General features: G+C 63.4%; 19 protein-coding genes. 6 read left to right on the top strand and 13 right to left on the bottom strand.

Translation table 11 applies throughout. The features are described from left to right. Positions 1-23: 23 nt before the first annotated feature. On the bottom strand, positions 24-1,901 hold the full coding sequence (locus tag M0D65_RS01730; RefSeq protein WP_266250690.1) for a cytochrome c biogenesis protein DipZ: 1,878 nt from the start codon (positions 1,899-1,901) through the stop codon (positions 24-26). Positions 1,902-1,945: 44 nt separating this feature from the next. Then, positions 1,946-2,458: a peptide-methionine (R)-S-oxide reductase MsrB gene (msrB, locus tag M0D65_RS01725; RefSeq protein ID WP_266250688.1), complete on the bottom strand. Its 513-nt coding sequence runs from the start codon at positions 2,456-2,458 to the stop codon at positions 1,946-1,948. 176 nt (positions 2,459-2,634) lie between these two features. Here msrB and M0D65_RS01720 point away from each other — a divergent pair, with 176 nt between their 5' ends. From M0D65_RS01720 to sfnG, 4 genes are all read left to right on the top strand, one after another. Continuing rightward, positions 2,635-3,390, top strand: a complete 756-nt coding sequence (locus M0D65_RS01720) for a response regulator transcription factor (RefSeq protein ID WP_266250686.1) — start codon at positions 2,635-2,637, stop codon at positions 3,388-3,390. Then, complete coding sequence (locus tag M0D65_RS01715; protein WP_266250684.1) at positions 3,387-4,889, top strand: HAMP domain-containing sensor histidine kinase; 1,503 nt, start codon at positions 3,387-3,389, stop codon at positions 4,887-4,889. The genes M0D65_RS01720 and M0D65_RS01715 overlap by 4 nt, the downstream gene beginning before the upstream one ends. A gap of 196 nt (positions 4,890-5,085) precedes the next feature. Next, positions 5,086-5,580 (top strand): cupin domain-containing protein, encoded by a 495-nt coding sequence (locus M0D65_RS01710; RefSeq protein ID WP_266250682.1) that lies wholly within the window; start codon positions 5,086-5,088, stop codon positions 5,578-5,580. Between the two features lie 124 nt (positions 5,581-5,704). Continuing rightward, positions 5,705-6,805, top strand: coding sequence for a dimethylsulfone monooxygenase SfnG (sfnG, locus tag M0D65_RS01705; RefSeq protein WP_266250680.1), 1,101 nt, complete (start codon positions 5,705-5,707; stop codon positions 6,803-6,805). A gap of 10 nt (positions 6,806-6,815) precedes the next feature. Here the strand turns inward: sfnG and M0D65_RS01700 are convergent, their stop codons facing one another. From M0D65_RS01700 to M0D65_RS01675, 6 genes are all read right to left on the bottom strand, one after another. Continuing rightward, positions 6,816-8,273 (bottom strand): ATP-binding protein, encoded by a 1,458-nt coding sequence (locus M0D65_RS01700; RefSeq protein ID WP_308076525.1) that lies wholly within the window; start codon positions 8,271-8,273, stop codon positions 6,816-6,818. Continuing rightward, positions 8,254-8,937 carry a response regulator transcription factor gene (locus tag M0D65_RS01695; protein ID WP_266250678.1) on the bottom strand — a complete coding sequence of 228 codons (684 nt, stop codon included), beginning with the start codon at positions 8,935-8,937 and terminating at the stop codon, positions 8,254-8,256. Before M0D65_RS01695 ends, M0D65_RS01700 begins: the two co-directional genes overlap by 20 nt. Before the next feature lie 24 nt (positions 8,938-8,961). Continuing rightward, positions 8,962-9,792, bottom strand: a complete 831-nt coding sequence (locus M0D65_RS01690; protein WP_266250676.1) for a MipA/OmpV family protein — start codon at positions 9,790-9,792, stop codon at positions 8,962-8,964. Positions 9,793-9,981: 189 nt separating this feature from the next. After that, positions 9,982-10,176 carry a hypothetical protein gene (locus tag M0D65_RS01685; RefSeq protein WP_266250674.1) on the bottom strand — a complete coding sequence of 65 codons (195 nt, stop codon included), beginning with the start codon at positions 10,174-10,176 and terminating at the stop codon, positions 9,982-9,984. Further along, the gene (locus M0D65_RS01680) at positions 10,176-10,451 is read right to left on the bottom strand and encodes a hypothetical protein (RefSeq protein ID WP_266250672.1); all 276 of its coding nucleotides are present in this window, start codon (positions 10,449-10,451) and stop codon (positions 10,176-10,178) included. The genes M0D65_RS01685 and M0D65_RS01680 overlap by 1 nt, the downstream gene beginning before the upstream one ends. Positions 10,452-10,553: 102 nt before the next feature. After that, complete coding sequence (locus M0D65_RS01675; RefSeq protein WP_266250670.1) at positions 10,554-11,210, bottom strand: HD domain-containing protein; 657 nt, start codon at positions 11,208-11,210, stop codon at positions 10,554-10,556. A gap of 148 nt (positions 11,211-11,358) precedes the next feature. On the opposite strand from M0D65_RS01675, the gene M0D65_RS01670 reads away from it, so the two are divergent. Beyond that, entirely contained in the window at positions 11,359-11,877 is a 519-nt protein-coding gene (locus M0D65_RS01670; protein WP_266250668.1) for a DUF3574 domain-containing protein, read from the top strand. Between the two features lie 33 nt (positions 11,878-11,910). On the opposite strand, the gene M0D65_RS01665 is transcribed toward M0D65_RS01670, so the two are convergent. The 5 genes from M0D65_RS01665 to M0D65_RS01645 all read right to left on the bottom strand — a co-directional run bounded on the left by M0D65_RS01665 (position 11,911) and on the right by M0D65_RS01645 (position 15,697). Then, a complete protein-coding gene (locus M0D65_RS01665) occupies positions 11,911-12,207 on the bottom strand; it encodes a 4Fe-4S dicluster domain-containing protein (protein WP_266250666.1) in 297 nt (98 codons plus the stop codon). Beyond that, the gene (locus M0D65_RS01660) at positions 12,204-12,518 is read right to left on the bottom strand and encodes a hypothetical protein (protein ID WP_266250664.1); all 315 of its coding nucleotides are present in this window, start codon (positions 12,516-12,518) and stop codon (positions 12,204-12,206) included. Before M0D65_RS01660 ends, M0D65_RS01665 begins: the two co-directional genes overlap by 4 nt. Positions 12,519-12,530: 12 nt before the next feature. Next, positions 12,531-13,118 (bottom strand): RNA polymerase sigma factor, encoded by a 588-nt coding sequence (locus M0D65_RS01655; protein ID WP_266250662.1) that lies wholly within the window; start codon positions 13,116-13,118, stop codon positions 12,531-12,533. Positions 13,119-13,178: 60 nt separating this feature from the next. Next, the gene (gene add, locus M0D65_RS01650; RefSeq protein ID WP_266250660.1) at positions 13,179-14,273 is read right to left on the bottom strand and encodes an adenosine deaminase; all 1,095 of its coding nucleotides are present in this window, start codon (positions 14,271-14,273) and stop codon (positions 13,179-13,181) included. Positions 14,274-14,347: 74 nt separating this feature from the next. Beyond that, positions 14,348-15,697 carry an NCS2 family permease gene (locus M0D65_RS01645; RefSeq protein WP_308076540.1) on the bottom strand — a complete coding sequence of 450 codons (1,350 nt, stop codon included), beginning with the start codon at positions 15,695-15,697 and terminating at the stop codon, positions 14,348-14,350. 94 nt (positions 15,698-15,791) lie between these two features. On the opposite strand from M0D65_RS01645, the gene M0D65_RS01640 reads away from it, so the two are divergent. Beyond that, positions 15,792-16,700 (top strand): LysR family transcriptional regulator, encoded by a 909-nt coding sequence (locus M0D65_RS01640; protein ID WP_266250656.1) that lies wholly within the window; start codon positions 15,792-15,794, stop codon positions 16,698-16,700. Positions 16,701-16,702 lie beyond the last annotated feature (2 nt).

Genomic DNA, 16,702 nt, shown 5'->3' with positions numbered 1-16,702 from the left:
GTGATCAATGTGCTGCGCAATGCCTAGCCGAACGTGAACGCATACGCTTCGACGCCGGGGTCCAGAAACTCGATGGTGAACGTGTGGTCGGCGACATCGCCGGTTTGCCGCACCAGTTGATACAGACGCTGTTCCGTCACCGTGCCGGTGCCGTCGGCGGTCGTGTCGGTGCCGTGTGCAGCACCGGGCGCCGCGCCGTCGACGCTCACGCGGAAGCGCACCGGCTTGCCGTCCTTGCCCGGGCCGAGCACCAGATGCAGATCGCGTGCGTGGAAGCGGTACACGATGCTGCCGTTCGCGTGATCGAGCGTCGCGTGTTCGCCACCGACGTTCCATGTACCGGCCAGCCCCCAGTCGTTCACCGCGGGCTGCACAGGCGCGGCATACGTATGCGCACGATCCTTCGTCTCACCGCCTGCCGACGCGAAGTTTTCCGCACGGTTGTACCCGATGTAGGTTTCCGGCGACTGCATGTCGGCATCGTCGGCTGCGGCTTGCACACCTTGCGCGTTACCGGTCAGGCCTGTTGCAACGTGTTCGGCGCCGGCGTGTCCGGCTTCCGCGAGCAGTTGCTGAATCACTTTTTCCGAATGCGCGTAGTCGCCTTCGCCGAAGTGGTGATAGCGGATCTGTCCTTGCGCATCGATGAAATAGTGAGCCGGCCAGTACTGGTTGCCGAACGCGCGCCAGATCGCGTAGTTGTTATCGATGGCGACCGGGTAGTCGACGCCGAGATCGTGGGTGGCCTGTTTCACATTGCCGATATTGCGTTCGAATGCGAACTCCGGTGCGTGCACGCCGATCACGACGAGCCCCTGATCGCGGTACTTCTGCGCCCACGCTTTCACATACGGCAGCGAGCGCAGGCAGTTGATGCACGAGTAGGTCCAGAAGTCGACCAACACGACCTTGCCGCGCAGCGCCTGGGTGGTGAGCGGCGGCGAGTTTAGCCATTGCACGGCGCCCGTGAGGCTCGGCAGCGCGCCTTCGACAGGCAGCGTAGGCAACGGTGCGTCAGAGGCCGCGACCGGATCGGCGGCACGCATCATCGCGCCCGACGATCCATTCGCCGCGTTGTTGCCGTCGGCATCGGCGGTACGCTGCATCGCAGGGTTCGTCGCAGTCATTGCGCCACCGTCCACCGCATTACCCGACACGCCCACACCCGCAGCATTCGCATTCGGTGACAACCGGTCCACCAGACGTTGTTCGAGACCGCCGGTAGCGATCGTCGACAGCCGCGTCAGCACGCCGGTATCGAGTCCGAGCGCGATCGCCGCGACGCCGGCCAGCATTGCAACACCAATGCCACGCCGGATCCATTCGCCGGCACCCAGCGAGCGCTTCATCGCAGCAAACACCTTTCCGCCGATCAGCAACGCCACCGCCAGCGAGGTCGCCGCGCCCGCGGCATACGCAGCCAGCAGAATCGTCGTACCGACACTCGCGCCGCGCAATGCAGCACCCGTCAGCAGCAGGCCGAGAATCGGGCCGGCGCACGGCGCCCACAGCAGGCCCGTCGCGATGCCGAGCAGGAACGACGACCCCGCGCTCGCCTTGCCGTCGGCCTGGGCGAACTCGGTGAGCCGGCTGCCGGCGTTCACGAGCGGGCGCATCAGACGCTCGGCGAACTTCGGCAGCAGCAGCGTCAGGCCGAACACGGCGAGCAGCACGATGGCGAGCCACCGTCCGTACTGGTTGGCCTGCGTCACCCAGCCGCCGCCGACAGCCGCCAGCGTCGCAACGAGCGCGAACGTGAGCGCCATGCCCGCGAGCAATGGCAGGCTGCTGCGCACGAACGGCTGGTCGGCCCGCGAAAATACAAACGGCAGCACCGGCAGGATGCACGGACTCAGGATGGTGAGGACGCCTCCCAGGTAGGCCAGGACGATGAGGAGCATGGTGGTTCCGTTCGGGGTTCGGGTTTGGGGTTTGCGTCAGGGCTTCAGGTAGCGGCCGGCGTGAAGGTCAGTGCGACGCCGTTCATGCAGTAGCGCAGGCCGGTCGGCCGCGGACCGTCGTCGAACACATGGCCGAGATGCCCACCACAGCGCACGCAATGCACTTCGCTGCGGGTCATGCCGAACGAGCGGTCTTCACGCGTGGTAACCGCATGATCGAGCGGCGCCCAGAAGCTCGGCCAGCCCGTATGGCTGTCAAATTTCGTGCGCGAGGCGAACGCGTCGAGCCGGCAGCCCGCGCAAGCGAACGTGCCCGCGCGATGTTCATCATTGAGCGGGCTGGTGTACGGCCGTTCGGTCCCTTCCTGGCGCAGCACCATGTACTGGGCGGGCGTCAGCACCCGGCGCCATTCGGCGTCGGTGTGGACGACGGTGAAGGTTTCCGTTGCCGGCGCGGCGGCGGTGGGTGCGGCCGCGAGACCACGCCAGCGGGTGAGGGCGAACAGCGCTGCGGCGGCGCTACCGCCTGACACCAGAAATCGTCTCCTGCCTTGCATGATGCGCTCCTTGCTGGACCCGACGGGTCGATGTCGGCATCGTATGCCCGGCGCGATACCGAAGTCCTCACAGAAAGTTAAATTAAATGTGATACTTCGGCGCGCCGAATTTCTGCACAATGACAGCCTGTCCCCGTTGTTCCCGCGCGGTTCGCGCCGCGCCCGAAGGCCCCCATATGGATCAACCGAAGCGCGTACTGATCGTCGAAGACGACGTCGACATTGCCGACGTGCTGAGCCTGCACCTGCGCGACGAACGCTATGAGGTCGTCCACAGCGCGGACGGCAACGAGGGCCTGCGCCTGCTCGAACAGGGCGGCTGGGATGCGCTGATCCTCGATCTGATGCTGCCTGGCGTCGACGGTCTCGAGATTTGCCGGCGCGCCCGCGCGATGGCGCGCTATACGCCGATCATCATCACGAGCGCGCGTTCCAGCGAGGTGCATCGCATCCTCGGTCTCGAACTCGGCGCCGACGACTACCTCGCCAAACCGTTCTCGGTGCTCGAACTGGTTGCGCGCGTGAAGGCGTTGCTGCGGCGCGTCGATGCGCTGGCAAAGGATTCGCGCATCGACGCAGGGACGCTCGAACTCGGCAGTCTGACCATCGATCCGCTCGCGCGCGAAGCGGCCGTCGACGGTCGGCGCATCGAGCTGACGCCGCGCGAATTCGACCTGCTGTATTACTTCGCGCGCCATCCGGGGAAGGTGTTCTCGCGCATGGATCTGTTGAACGCGGTGTGGGGCTATCAACACGAGGGCTACGAGCATACCGTCAACACGCATATCAACCGGCTGCGCGCGAAGATCGAAGCGGACCCGGCGCAGCCGGTCTGCATCCTGACCGTATGGGGGCACGGTTACAAGCTCGCTGCTGGATCGAAGGAAGCAGCGAAAGACGCGCCCGATGCCGCACCCAAGGATGCGCCGTGAACCTGACGCTTACCCAACGGCTGTCGATTGTCTTCGCGGCGCTGCTGCTCGCGTGTTGCGGTGCGTCGGCATGGCTGCAGATCCGTTCCAGCGATCTACACGAGAAAGAGGTCGTCCAGGGCCTGTCGCGTGGGCTCGCGCAGCACATCGCGCAGAGTGCGCCGCTGATGGACGACAACGGCCTGCGGCCCGACGCAGTGCGGCGTCTGTTCAGCCAGTTGATGGTGGTGAATCCGAGCGTCGAGGTGTATCTGCTCGACAGCGAAGGTCATGTGCAGGGCGATGACGCGCCGCCTGGTCATCTGAAGCGCGAACAGGTCAATCTCGAGCCGCTGCGGCGTTTCATCGCTGGCGATACGCTGCCGATTCTCGGCGACGATCCGCGCAGCATCGATGGTCGCAAGGTGTTTAGCGCCGCCCCGTTGCGGATGAACGGGCAGGCGCCGGCGGGCTATATCTATGTCGTGCTGCTCGGTGAGGCACACGACGAACTCGCGGCGCGCGTCGCGGCCAGTTCGGTGTTGCGTACGACGTTGTGGTCGATGGCGCTTGTAGCACTGCTCGGGCTCGTCGCGGGGCTGGTGGCGTTTCGTTTGATCACGCGGCCGTTGCGCCGGCTTACCGAAGCGATGCGGCATTTCGATGCGGATGGCGAGCCACGTGTGCCACCCGTTGCTGTTACATCGGCGGCGACGCCGCGCGTATCGACGCTCGGGCGCGGTGACGAAATCGCGGTGCTCGAAACGGCGTTTGCGCAAATGGCTGAGCGCATCGGCGAACAGTGGCGCGCGCTGACGCGCCAGGACCAGCAGCGGCGCGAACTGGTCGCCAACATTTCGCACGATCTGCGTACGCCGCTCACGTCGTTGCATGGCTATCTGGAGACGCTGTCGCTGAAGTCCGACACGCTCGGCGAAACCGAACGCAAGCGTTATCTAGCCATCGCGCTCGCGCAGAGCGTGAAGGTCGGTGCGCTCGCGCAGGCGCTGTTCGAACTCGCGCGGCTTGAATATGGTTTCGTGCAACCTGCGCTCGAAGAATTCTCGCTCGTCGATCTCGTGCAGGACGTGCTGCAAAAGTTCGAACTACCTGCCGAGGCACGCCATGTCCGTCTACGCGCTGATGTACCGCAGCGCGTGCCGAACGTCAGCGCGGATCTCGGCATGATCGAACGTGTGCTGACCAATCTGCTCGATAACGCGATCCGCCACACGCCCGCTGACGGCACGATCGATATCGCACTCACGAGCCGCGAAGGCAGGGTGACGGTGACGGTCAGCGATACCGGGCCGGGCATTCCCGAGGCGCTGCGCGAGGGTCTCTTTCAGCGGCCGTTCAGCTCGGGCGGCGCGCATCGTGGCGGCGGACTTGGATTGCTGATCGTGCAGCGCATGCTGCAGTTGCACCGCAGCGAGATTCGCCTGATCGAACGCGCGGGTCCGGGCACGACGTTCTCCTTTGAACTGGCCGCAGCGGGTGTTGCAGCCAACGGCGCATAGGTTGCGTTCAAGCATTTGCTGCGCCCTCGTAGTAGCGATGTAGACCCTCTACGTCATCCAGACGCGACGCACTACGAATCGCGCGGACCAAACATCGTATCTGCCCGATAGGGCCCGCAGTAGAATTGCTGCACACCGGCGCGCCGAATCGAGTGCGCCTGGGAACCCCACACGATACAAATGTCACGGAGACTTCATGGAACGACCCAGTTTCATTCGTCATTGGACCGAGCTGGAGGGCGCGGACGACTCGCACTACACGGGCGATACCGAACTCATGGCGATCGGCGCACCGCTTGCCAATGCGCTCGGACTTACGCGCATCGGGATTCACCACAACCGGCTGCTGCCTGGACGTCGCACCTCGTACCCGCATGCGGAAAGCGCGGAAGAGGAGTTCGTCTACGTGCTCGAAGGCACACCGGATGTCTGGATCGACGGTCATCTGCATGCACTGAAGCCTGGCGATTCGGTTGCGTTTCCAGCCGGCACCGGGATTTGCCATACCTTCATCAACAACACGGAGCATGAGGTCCGTTTGCTGGTGATCGGCGAAACGCCTAAGGATGAAAACCGCATCCGCTATCCGAAGAACGAAGCGCATGAGGCCAAACGTCCTGATCGGTGGATCGACTGGCCGGTACGCGAGATAGGGCCGCATGACGGCAAGCCGACCCGCAATAAAACGTAAAACCGATCGAGCGTCTATTCATAGCAGTTTTTATTGTTTCCCCGCACCTGTTGGCGCCGATACGGTATACGGCAGCCGTTTTCATTCAACAGGAGGTCCGTTCGCGGGCCAGCAGGGAAACCCGATGACAACCGATCATGAACGCGCAGTGAAATTCGCCTACTGGGTGCCGAATGTCAGCGGTGGCCTCGTGGTCAGCAAGATCGAGCAGCGCACGAGCTGGGATATCGACTACAACCGCCGGCTCGCGCAAACCGCCGAGCGCAGCGGCTTCGAGTACGCGCTATCGCAGATCCGCTTTACCGCGGGATATGGCGCCGAGTATCAGCATGAGTCGGTTGCATTCAGCCACGCGCTGCTCGCCGCCACCGAAAAGCTCAAAGTCATCGCTGCCATCCTGCCTGGCCCCTGGCATCCGGCCGTGGTCGCGAAGCAACTTGCCACCATCGATCAACTCACCGGCGGCCGTGTCGCAATCAACGTGGTGAGCGGCTGGTTTAAGGGTGAGTTCACCGCGATCGGCGAACCCTGGCTCGAACACGACGAACGCTACCGGCGCTCCGAGGAATTCATTCGCGCAGTGAAGGGCGTCTGGACCGAAGACGACTTCACGTTCAAGGGCGACTTCTATCGCTTCAACAACTACACGCTTAAGCCAAAGCCATTACAGCAACCGCATCCGGAAGTGTTCCAGGGCGGTAATTCGGCAGCCGCGCGGCGCATGGCTGCAGCGGTGTCGGACTGGTACTTCATGAACGGCAATTCGCTCGAGAATCATCGCGCGCAGATCGACGAAATCCGCGCGGCCGCCGCCGCGCAGGGACGCACGGTACGCTTCGGTGTCAACGCGTTCATCATTGCGCGCGATAGCGAGGACGAAGCGCAGCAGGTGCTGCACGATATCGTTCGACATGCGGATACCGAAGCGGTGCACGCGTTTGGGCACGCGGTCAAACAGGCGGGCAGCGCTTCGCCGGAAGCTCAGGGCATGTGGTCGAACTCGAAGTTCGAAGACCTGGTGCAGTACAACGATGGTTTCAAGACTGGCTTGATTGGCACGCCAGAACAGATCGCGCGCAAGATCGTTGCGCTAAAGGCGATTGGTGTCGATCTCGTGCTCGGTGGCTTTCTACACTTCATCGAAGAGGTCGAGTATTTCGGCAAGCGCGTGTTGCCGTTGGTGCGTGAGCTGGAAGAGGCGAGGGCTACTGCGGAGACTGCGTAGGCGGAACCGCTTATGCGTCGTCCGAAAACTTCACAACGATACCGGTGCCCGTCCCCAACCGGTTGACCGCAATCCGCCAGCCGTGTGCGATTGCAATCTCACGACAGATCGCGAGTCCGAGCCCTGCGCCGTCATGCCGGGCGCTTGGCGCGCGCCAGAATCGTTTGAACAGAAACGGCAGATGCGCGTCGTCGATGCCGGGCCCCTCGTCGCGAATCTGGATCGAACGACCGTCGATAATCATGCGCACTGTGCTCCCAGCCGGCGATACGTTGATCGCGTTCTCGACCACGTTTTTTAGCAGGATGAAAAGCGCGCTGCGATCTGCCCAGATCGACAGCGTGGCGGCCGCACCTTCCAGTTGCAGCCCGACATGCAGCGCTTCTGCCTTGCGCGACAGATACGTGAGCACGTCCTGTGCAACTTCGGCGGGATCGATCGCGCCGAAGCTGAAGTTCTGCGCTTCGCTGACTTCCGCGAGATGCAGCAACTGACGCACTTGCCGCGCCATCAGATCGATTTCCTTGAGCAGTGGTTCTCTACCTTGAATGTCACCCTGCAGCTCGATCTGCCCGCGGATCAACGTGAGCGGCGTCTGCAATTCGTGTGCAGCCGACGCGAGAAACTGCTGTTGCACGGTAAAGCCGTTTTCGAGCCGGTCGAGCGCTGCGTTGAACGCGTCGATCAGTGGCCGGATCTCGTGGGGAATGTCGCGTGTCGACAGGCGTGTCGTCAGATTGCGCGGCGTGATGAGCGCCGCAGCATCCGATACTTTGCGCAGCGGCCGGAGTATGCGGCGCAGTGTGATCGTCAGCGACAGCCCGAAGATGATCGTCGCTGCGAGGAACGTCACATTCACGATGCGCGGGAACGGTTTGATCTTTACCTGCACGCTGATGGCGTTCAGACGCGTGCTCATTGCGGTCTGCACGCGAAATACGGTGCCTGCGTGCACGATCTGCAGGGTGGCGACGTAGAACGGGCGACCGTCGATAGTCGCTTCGTCGACCGTCGGCGGATGTCCGCTGCGCGGCACGTTGAGCCAAGGCGGGCCGCCCGCGTCCGGCGACGCGAGCAGCACGGTACCGTGCGTATCTGTCACGCGGTACTTCACTTCGGTCGGCAACGACTCGAACATCCACGCGGGCGGATCGGTGAGCTGCACGGACACGGGGCGGCCTGCCGCATCGAAGACGAGTCCGTCCGCAAGGTGCCGCACGGCTTCGAGCTGCCCGTGCTGGCCGATCACCTGCTGCGGAAAGTTATTGACCGCGTACAGAACGAGCGCGGCGAGCAGGCTCAGGCACACGGCTAGTGCAACGACGCTCGTGATCCACAGTCGCGCCGACAGGCTGTGCACCCAGCGGTGCAGCATCACGACGACGCGCGAACCGGCATGCGGCCGCGCGGACCCGTTGTCCGTGCGATATGCCGACGCATCCGCGGCCTCAGGCTTGCGCGCTGTCATGCAGTGCGAACCCCGTGCCGCGCACGTTGACTATCCGGGTCAGCGCGCCGAGTGTCGTCAGTTTCTTGCGCAAGCGATGCAGCGTGACCTCAAGTGCGTTCGGCGTGACCGCTTCGCCGAGACCCCACGCTGCGTGTTCGAGCACACCGTGTCGGACCGTGCGCCCCGCGGCATGGATCAGACAGAGCATGATCTGCAGTTCGGCCGGCGCGAGCAGGACTGAATCGGCGCCGCAACGAAGCGCACGCTGTGCGGGGTCAATCGTCAGGTCGGCAAACGACACCACCAGCTCGGCCAGTGCCGGCGGCCGGCGCATCAGCGTGCGTACACGTGCGACCAGCTCGCTCATCGCGAACGGTTTGGTCAGGTAGTCGTCGGCGCCGCTCTCCAGCCCGTCGATGCGGTCGTGCAGCGCGTCGCGCGCCGTCAGCATCAGGGCGGGCGTCATGTCGCCGGCGGCGCGCCGCGAGCGTAGCAACGCGAGCCCGTCGCCGTCGGGCAGACCGCGATCGACGATCAGCACCGCGTAGTGCGCGAGACTCACGCCATACTCGGCTTCGGAGAGACTGTGAAACAGATCGGCCTCGATGCCCGCTCCCGATAGCGCCTCGCGCACCATCGCGGCGAGGCGTTCGTGGTCTTCGATCAGGGCGACTCGCGACATGGCGCTTTGCTCAATTGAACCGGCTCAGTTGAATCGATAGAGATAGCCGACGGTCGCCTGTGGAATGAACTTCCTGTCGACGAGCGGGCTGTCGGTGATGCCGCCGCCCAGACGCGCGACGCCGATATCGACGGTGGCTGACTGGTGTGTGGTGAAACTGTAGTTGAAGCGGGCGCCGAGCGAGACGTCGATGGTCGACGTGCCGGTGTAGGCGGGCCGGCCGGGCTGCGCTTCCGATGCGCGAACCCCGTAATAGTAATCGACGTAGGTGTGGCTCAACCATTCGGCACCGACGTGCGGTTCGATTCCGAGCTTGCCATACTGGAACGACTTGCCGAACTCGATATGCGCCTGCTGCCCCTTGTTCGCGCTTGTCAGGAAGTCGCCGGTTAGCGTGCCGTAGGTGCTTTGCCACGAGAACGCGGGGCCGTACCAGAACGCACCCTTGCGATCCTGCATGCCGTTCAGGATCGGCGCATCCGATCCGTCGTAGCCATCGCCGAGCGCGTATTTGCCGCGCAGGCTGAAGGCGACGCCGGCCCACTTGCCGATTTTCAGGTCGAGTGTCGTGCCGAGCGCATGGACCCATTTGTCGTCGAAGTAGAAGAGCGGAATCGGCGTGAATTTCGCGCCGTCGCCGGTGTAGGGCTGCTGGCGGTAGCCGGTGCCCGCGCCGAGTCCCCAGTGCGTGACGTTGGTGGCGTTGTTGAGGATGGTGAAGCCGGAGTCGTCGTCGGTGGCGACCGGGAGCGACGTTGAGGCGTCGGGTCCGTCGGCCTGGGCCGGTGCGGCGTATAGCCAGAGAAAAGCGGCGGCGAGTAGCAGCGGTTGCGCGTGGCGCATGAATCTGTTCACAGTGAAGTTCCGGAGTCGTCGACGCGAGAGACTGTAGGGTCGGTCGACTTACTCGCTACTTACTGGCCGGGGGTGGCGCTGTGATGGATTGCTTACAGGGGGTTACTGCGGAGGGGATGCTGCTGATTCGTGGAACTGCTGCAATTTGAGGCGGATATCGAGTGGGCGAAGAAAATCAGGAGATCCCCGTTAGCGTGGGAGCTTCTTCGTGTCGCTACTCGAACGCATCATGAGTTCCAGTGTCGTTTCGAGCCGGATGATGCGTTCGGTCAAACCTTCGATTTTCAACTGCTGTTCCTTCACTGTGCCGGCGAGCGACACCACTTTGTCATTCATCTTGATGACTGTCGTGAGCGCGTCCCACACTTTGTCCGTGACACCCATTAGTGTTTCCCTTTGGTCATCGCGGCAATCCGCTTGTTCGATTCGGCAATGAAAGACAGTGCATCATCGAGTGCGTCGTTTGCCTCTTTGGTGGAGGCATTCACGCGGTCGATCAATACATTGATTTCCTGTTCGTCGTCGGACGGGGTGAAACCTTGTGCGGCTTGACGCATCAATTCGCTCACGTTCAGACCAAGGCGTTTGGCGGTACTCGCGATAGCGCGTTTCTGAACCGTCGTTACCTGTACGACAATTCGCTCCGTGGCAGTGGCCATTTCTTTGCTCCTGTGTACATGTACATAGCATGTACATTCTAGACTGTTTTACGATCCAGTCAAGTTGCCCCTGAAAGCCGGCAGTCATTCGGATCACACACCTCAAATCTCCTCCGCAAATTCCTCAAGAAACCGCTTAAGCCGTTCCTGCCTGACCGCGGCAAGCCGCGCCCCAGTAGCCGTCTGAAACCCCGCCGAGAGTTTAAACAGCTTCGTATGAAAATGATCGATCGCGTAGCGCGCATCGTCGTAGGGCCGTGCCTGTGCGTGTGGATCGTTAGAGTCATACAGCGCACTACCCATGCGCCCAGCCACATAGAAGCAACGCGCAGCACCGAGCATGCCGATTGCATCAAGTCGATCCGCGTCCTGCACGATCTTCGCTTCGAGCGAGACCGGTGCAATACCCGCCGAATAGCTGTGTGCCTCGACCGCATGCGCGACCGCAAGCACCTTCTGCTCGGGCCAGCCCAGAGCCGTCAACACACGCGCAGCCTTTTCCGCGGAGAGCCGCGAGGCCTGCGCGCGCAACGGCGAATTTTTCTCGACGGCAACGCAGTCGTGCAGTACTGTCGACGCCAGCAGGATTTCCGCATCGCCGCCTTCTCCGGCCTGTATCGTGGCTGCGTTCTTCCAGACGCGCTGCAGATGCGAAACATCGTGCGAGCCGTCGCCGTCGTTGTCCTTCACGTATTGGAGCAAGGTTTGCGCGAGCGAAGCGAGCGGCGCGAACGGCACAAAAGCGGCAGTAGTCGTCATGGCGGATAAGAGCGGAAACGTCGAAGGCGTGATTATCGTCGGGGTGCGCGCAGATCGCCACCCGTACAGCCCGCCAATCGGCGTTTCAAATTTATCCGGGTGGCGCTCGTCTGGTTTATCTATCACCTATATGAAAACAGGGGGCAACATGCAGACTCTCCAGATCAAGATGCTTGTCGCATCGCTCTCGCTCGTCGCGCTCTCCGCTTGCCAGCTGGGCGGCACCCAGGCCGGCGCAGCCGGCGCCGCGGGCGCGGACACGCAAACTACGAATGCGGCCGCCGCGCCGGTCGGCGCGTCCGACCCGGTGTCGACCGCGCAACTGTGCCCGAGGGTCAACGGCGTGCAGGAAATTTCCGCCGAACTGCTGTTCGGCCGCAATGTGAAGGGACGCCGGCCGGTCAGCGACAAGGAAATTCGCCAGTTCCTCGCCGATGTCGTGACGCCGCGCTTTCCGGATGGCTTCACCACCTGGAGAACCCAGGGGCAATGGCTCGACAAGGACAAGAACCACGTGACGAAGGAAGAAAGCTTCGTGATCCAGATCGTGGCGAGCGGCACACAGGACACGCTCGACCACATATCGGAAGTGCGCAGCGCCTATATCAACCAGTTCCATCAGGAGTCAGTCGGGCTGGTGCTCACCGATGCGTGCGCATCGTTCTGAGGCCCGGTAGTTCCGACCGCGCGCCCGATCAGATCACTTCATCCGCGCCAGCGTGATGGCGTGCTCGGGACACGCGGTCACGCACAGGCCGCACGAGCGGCATGCATCGGCGTTCGGCGTGTACGCGACTTTCATGCCGTGTACGCGCAACTTGAATCGGTTCATCGCGCCGAGGTTCTCGTAGTCGGCCGTGTCGATGCGGCGGATGACGAAGACATTTTCCGGGCAGACCTCGGCACAATCGCCCTTGCCTTCGCAGCGCTTCAGGTTCACGACCGGGACGATGACGCCCGCGGGTTGCTTGCAGACAGCAGCCGATGCGGTGCTCATGTCGGATCTCGCGGCGTATCGTTGCGACCGGACAGCATCCCCTGACGGAATTTCTCGCGTTCTTCGGGCGTCATCTTCTCCCAGCGACGCCAGGCCCGCCGACCGCCCCAGCCACCGTGCCCGCGGAATCCGCCGAACAGGATACGGCTCAGCACCAGCAGCCCCAACGCATGTGGGAAGTCGATGATCCGGCCGCTCACGAACAGCGCGGGGACCACCCAGTTCCATAGCAGCATCGTCATCCATCCCAGCACCGCGATGCCGACCAGCACCAGCAGTGCCTTGGCAAAACATCTCATTCTGAATTTCATCGACCTGCTCCTTCAAATATCCAGTTCGTCATACACGGACTGCAAACGCGCACGCAGATGCAATACCGCGTAGCGCTTGCGAGCCAGTAACGTATTCACGCCGACACCGCTTGCGGCTGCCAGCTCCTTGAAACTGTGTCCATCGAGTTCGTGCGCAACGAAGACTTCGCGTTGTTCGGGCGGCAGTTCGTCGAGCGCGTTCTGTAGCGCTTTCAGCAGCACCGAGCGTGCATAGACGGCTTCGGGGCCGGCCTCCTGGGACGGCAGCGCGAGATCGAGGCGATATTCGCTGTCGTCGTCATCGCTGCCGGAACTCCCCGCCAGATCGGCGATCGGCAGCTCCTTCTTCTTGCGAAAGCGATCGATGATGCGATTGCGTGCGACGTGAAACAGCCACGCGCTGGCCTGCTCGATCGGCGCGGGCAGCCGGTACGCTTCGACGAATTCGTAGAAAACGTCTTGCAGGATGTCTTCGGCGTCGCCCGGATCGCGCACGCGCTGACGGATGAAATTGCCGAGCCGCGCCCGCTCGCGCACCACGGTGGCGGTGATCTCGCTATCTCGTTCGACCATCGGGTCCGGGGTGCGCGGCGGTTCCATGGGGCTGAAGACGTTTCGCGAGCGGGAATATTGTGGTCGGCGGGGAAAATTTTTACGGATTCACGGTAACGCGGCAGCCAGCGCGTCGAACTCCGCCGCCCACGCGGTCCGCCACTGCGCGCGTTGCGACTCGTCCACCCACGCGCCATCGATACCGTTGAACATAAACTGCCGCAGATCCGCGATACCGAAGCCGAAATGATCGAACATCAGTTGCCAGGCACCGGCCGGGTCGACTTTGTGCAAGGTCGGGTCGTCGGTATTCGGATGGATTTTCAGGCCGAGGGCGGCCATGCGGCGCAGCGGATGCAGCTCGGCCCATTGTTCGGGTGGCAGCGTGCGCAGGTAATAGGAGTTGGTCGGCACCACGGTGAACACGATGCCGCGTTCGGCGCAGCGCGCGGCGAGCGCCAGATCGTCGACGATCGTGTAGCCGTGATCGATACGGTCGCACTGCAGCAGGTCGACCGCGGTTTCCACATTGCGTGCAGGCATGCCGAACTCGCCGGCGTGTGCGGTGGTCCTGAATCCCGCCGCACGCGCGTCGCGATACGCTTTCCAGAACAGTTCCGGCGGACGATCGTTCTCGCGGTAATCGATGCCGAGTCCCGCGACTTCGTCGGCCCGATGCGCCTTCATCCACGCGACAACCTGGACGGCCTCGTCGGGATCGGCTTCGCGATCGATACTCGGAATCAGTCGTGCGCTGATGCCGAAATCGCGCGCGGCGTCGCGGATAGCCGTGACGATCGCGGCCTGCGCGTCGGCGTAGGCGATCTTCGAGACGCGCACCGTGCCGGTCGGATTCCAGAAGAACTCGCTATGCCGTACGTTCTGCGCGGCTGCGTCCTGCAGATATTGGTAGGCGATCCGGTGCAGGTCGTCGGCACGCGTAAGCAGGTATTCGTCGAGGGCGCGCAACACACGCAATACGCCGACCGGCTTTTCGCCGCGTGTATAGAACGCGTCGATTTCGCTGCGTGCGATCGGCGCGCCGGTCCGTTCGGCCAGCGCGACGAAGGTGTCGTGCCGCACGGCGCCCAGCAGATGGCAGTGCAGTTCGGCCTTCGGCAGCGCGCGAAAGAAGTGCCGGTGTGCGGGCGTGATAGCGACGCCGCTGCGCGATGTGGGCACGTTACCCAGGGTCTCGTTCATGTCGATGTGGTGCTCGGTAGTGCGGGTCATGCCAAAGGGGAAAACCGTTACGGCGCGTTCAGTCAATGCAGGCGTCAATGCGGTTTGACAACGGTCCAGAAGTAATAGCCGAGCGGCACGGCGAGTACGACGAGCCCCCACGGTACCTCGCGAAAGCGTCCGGCCAGCAGCTTCACGAGTACGTAGCAGAGCAGTCCGCCGGCGATGCCGGTGCCGAAGCTGTTCGACATCAGCGTGAGCAGCACCATCGAAAGTACGGGCAGCGCATCGGTGAAGTCGTCGAAATGCGTGTGGCGGATCGTGCCGAACATCGACAGGCCGATCAGGATCAGCGCGGGCGCGGTCGCTTCCTTGGGAATCGCGAGTGCGACGGGGACGAACAGCAGCATCAGTGCGAACATCGCGGCCGCCGCCAGCGACGACAACCCGCTGCGCCCGCCGGCCTCGACGCCCGCCGCCGATTCCACCAGCGCAGTCAACGCCGGAATGCCGAGCACCGGGCCGAGCGTCGCGGCAATCGAATCGACGAGAAACGGCCGGTTGATGTTGGGCAGGTTCGCGTGTTCATCGAGCAGTTGCGCCTTGGCGCCAACCGCGAGCGTCGTGCCGAGCGTGGAAAAGAACTCCGACGCAAAGAATACGAACAGATACGGAATCGCGGACACGGTGAGCGCACTGGCGATGTCGAGTTTGAACGCGACCGGCACGATGCTATGCGGCCGCGCCATCGGCGACGCGGGCAGATGCGTGACGCCGAGTGGGATGCCCGCAGCGGCCGCGATCAGGATGGCCCACAGAATCGCCCCGGGCACGCGGCGCCCCTGCAGCACGACCGCGGCGGCGAGCCCCGCAAGCGCGACGAGCGTGCCGGGCCGCGTGAAGTCGCCGAGCGCGAGCGCGTTGGTCTTCGCGTTGGCGATCACCATGCCCGCGTTGCGAAAACCGAGCAACGCAATGAAGAGACCGATCGATGCGCCGAGCCCAAGCTTGATTTGCGCGGGGATCAGCCGGACCACCAGGCTGCGCGCGCCGGCCAGCGTCAGGACCAGAAACAGCACACCCGAAATGAACGCGATGCCAAGGCCGGTCTGCCATGCGACGTGTTCGGTGGCGGCGAGCGTCACCCCGAGCACGACCGATCCGCCGATCCCCGGCCCCACGATAAACGGCAGGTTCGTGTAGAGCCCCATCAGCACCGTGCCCAGCACGAACACGATGATCGTCGCCGTCGTCGTCGCACCGCGTTCCATGCCACCCGTTGCCAGCAGCGAAGGGATCACGACGAGCAGATACGCCGCTGCGAGAAACGACGTAATGCCCGCGAGCACTTCGGTGCGTACGGTCGTGTTGCGCGCGGCAAGTGCGAAGCGCCGGTCGAGCCATGAGCTACCGCTCCGGTGAGACATCGCGTCGGACGATGACATCGACGAGTCCTTGTTCAGCATTTAATTTGTCCTGTATCCCGTACTTTGACGCGTTCTATACTCCAACGCATTCTGTCCCGACTGCGCAGGCCTCATGTCCGACCGTTCGTCTCTGTTGCCGGCCCTGACGTTGCGGCAAGTGCAGTACTTCGTCGTGCTTGCGCATGCGCGCAGTTTTACCGAGGCGGCGCAGTCGCTTTCGCTGACGCAACCCGCGCTGACTGCCGCGATCCGGCAGATCGAATTCCTGCTCGGCGGTCCGCTGTTCGCGCGGTCCGCACACCGTCTGACGCTGACTGCTGCTGGTGCCAGCGTGCTGCCGCTGGCCGAACGTCTGCTCAACCAGGCACGCGGTACCTTCGACGACATGGCACGCACCTTCGCCGACCGCGTGCAAACGGTCCGCATCGGGCTGATCCCTTCAGTGGCCGGTCGCCTGCTGCCGGCGCTGACCGCATTCGGCGCGCGTGCGCGAACCCTGCGCTTCACACTGACCGACCTGCCGAACACCGCGCTGATCGACGCGGTGCGCGAGGGCGTCGTCGACCTCGGCATCGGTGTGCATGAGCCGGGTGCGGACGACCCCGTGCTGCGGTACGACGATCTGTTCGAAGACCAGATCGTCGTGGTCGTACGGCGCGACGATCCGCTTGCGAAGCACAAGGCCATCGCGTGGGCGAAACTCGTCGGGCGCGATCTCGCGGTGTTTGTGCGCGGCAGTGTTAGCGAGGCACTGCAACGCACCGGCGGTGCAGAAAACCTGCGGCTCACCGTGAGCTACCGGATGGAATACACCGAGCCGCTCTACGCGCTCGTGCGCAACGGTCTTGCGATCGCGGTACTGCCGAGCCTTTACACGACGCATCTGCACGACCCCGAGCTGGTAGCGGTGCGACTCAACCGGCCACATGTCGCGCGCGCGATTGCGCTGATTTCGCTGGCGGGAGAGGATCGCGGCCCGCATGTGCGCGGCTGCCGCGAGTGGATCGCCGCGCATATCTGAAA

Source organism: Paraburkholderia sp. CHISQ3, assembly GCF_030464945.1.
In the GTDB taxonomy this organism is placed as follows: Bacteria; Pseudomonadota; Gammaproteobacteria; order Burkholderiales; family Burkholderiaceae; genus Paraburkholderia; species Paraburkholderia megapolitana.
The sequence above is the reverse complement of the archived record's forward strand: the minus strand, read 5'-3'. Positions and strand labels throughout refer to the sequence as shown.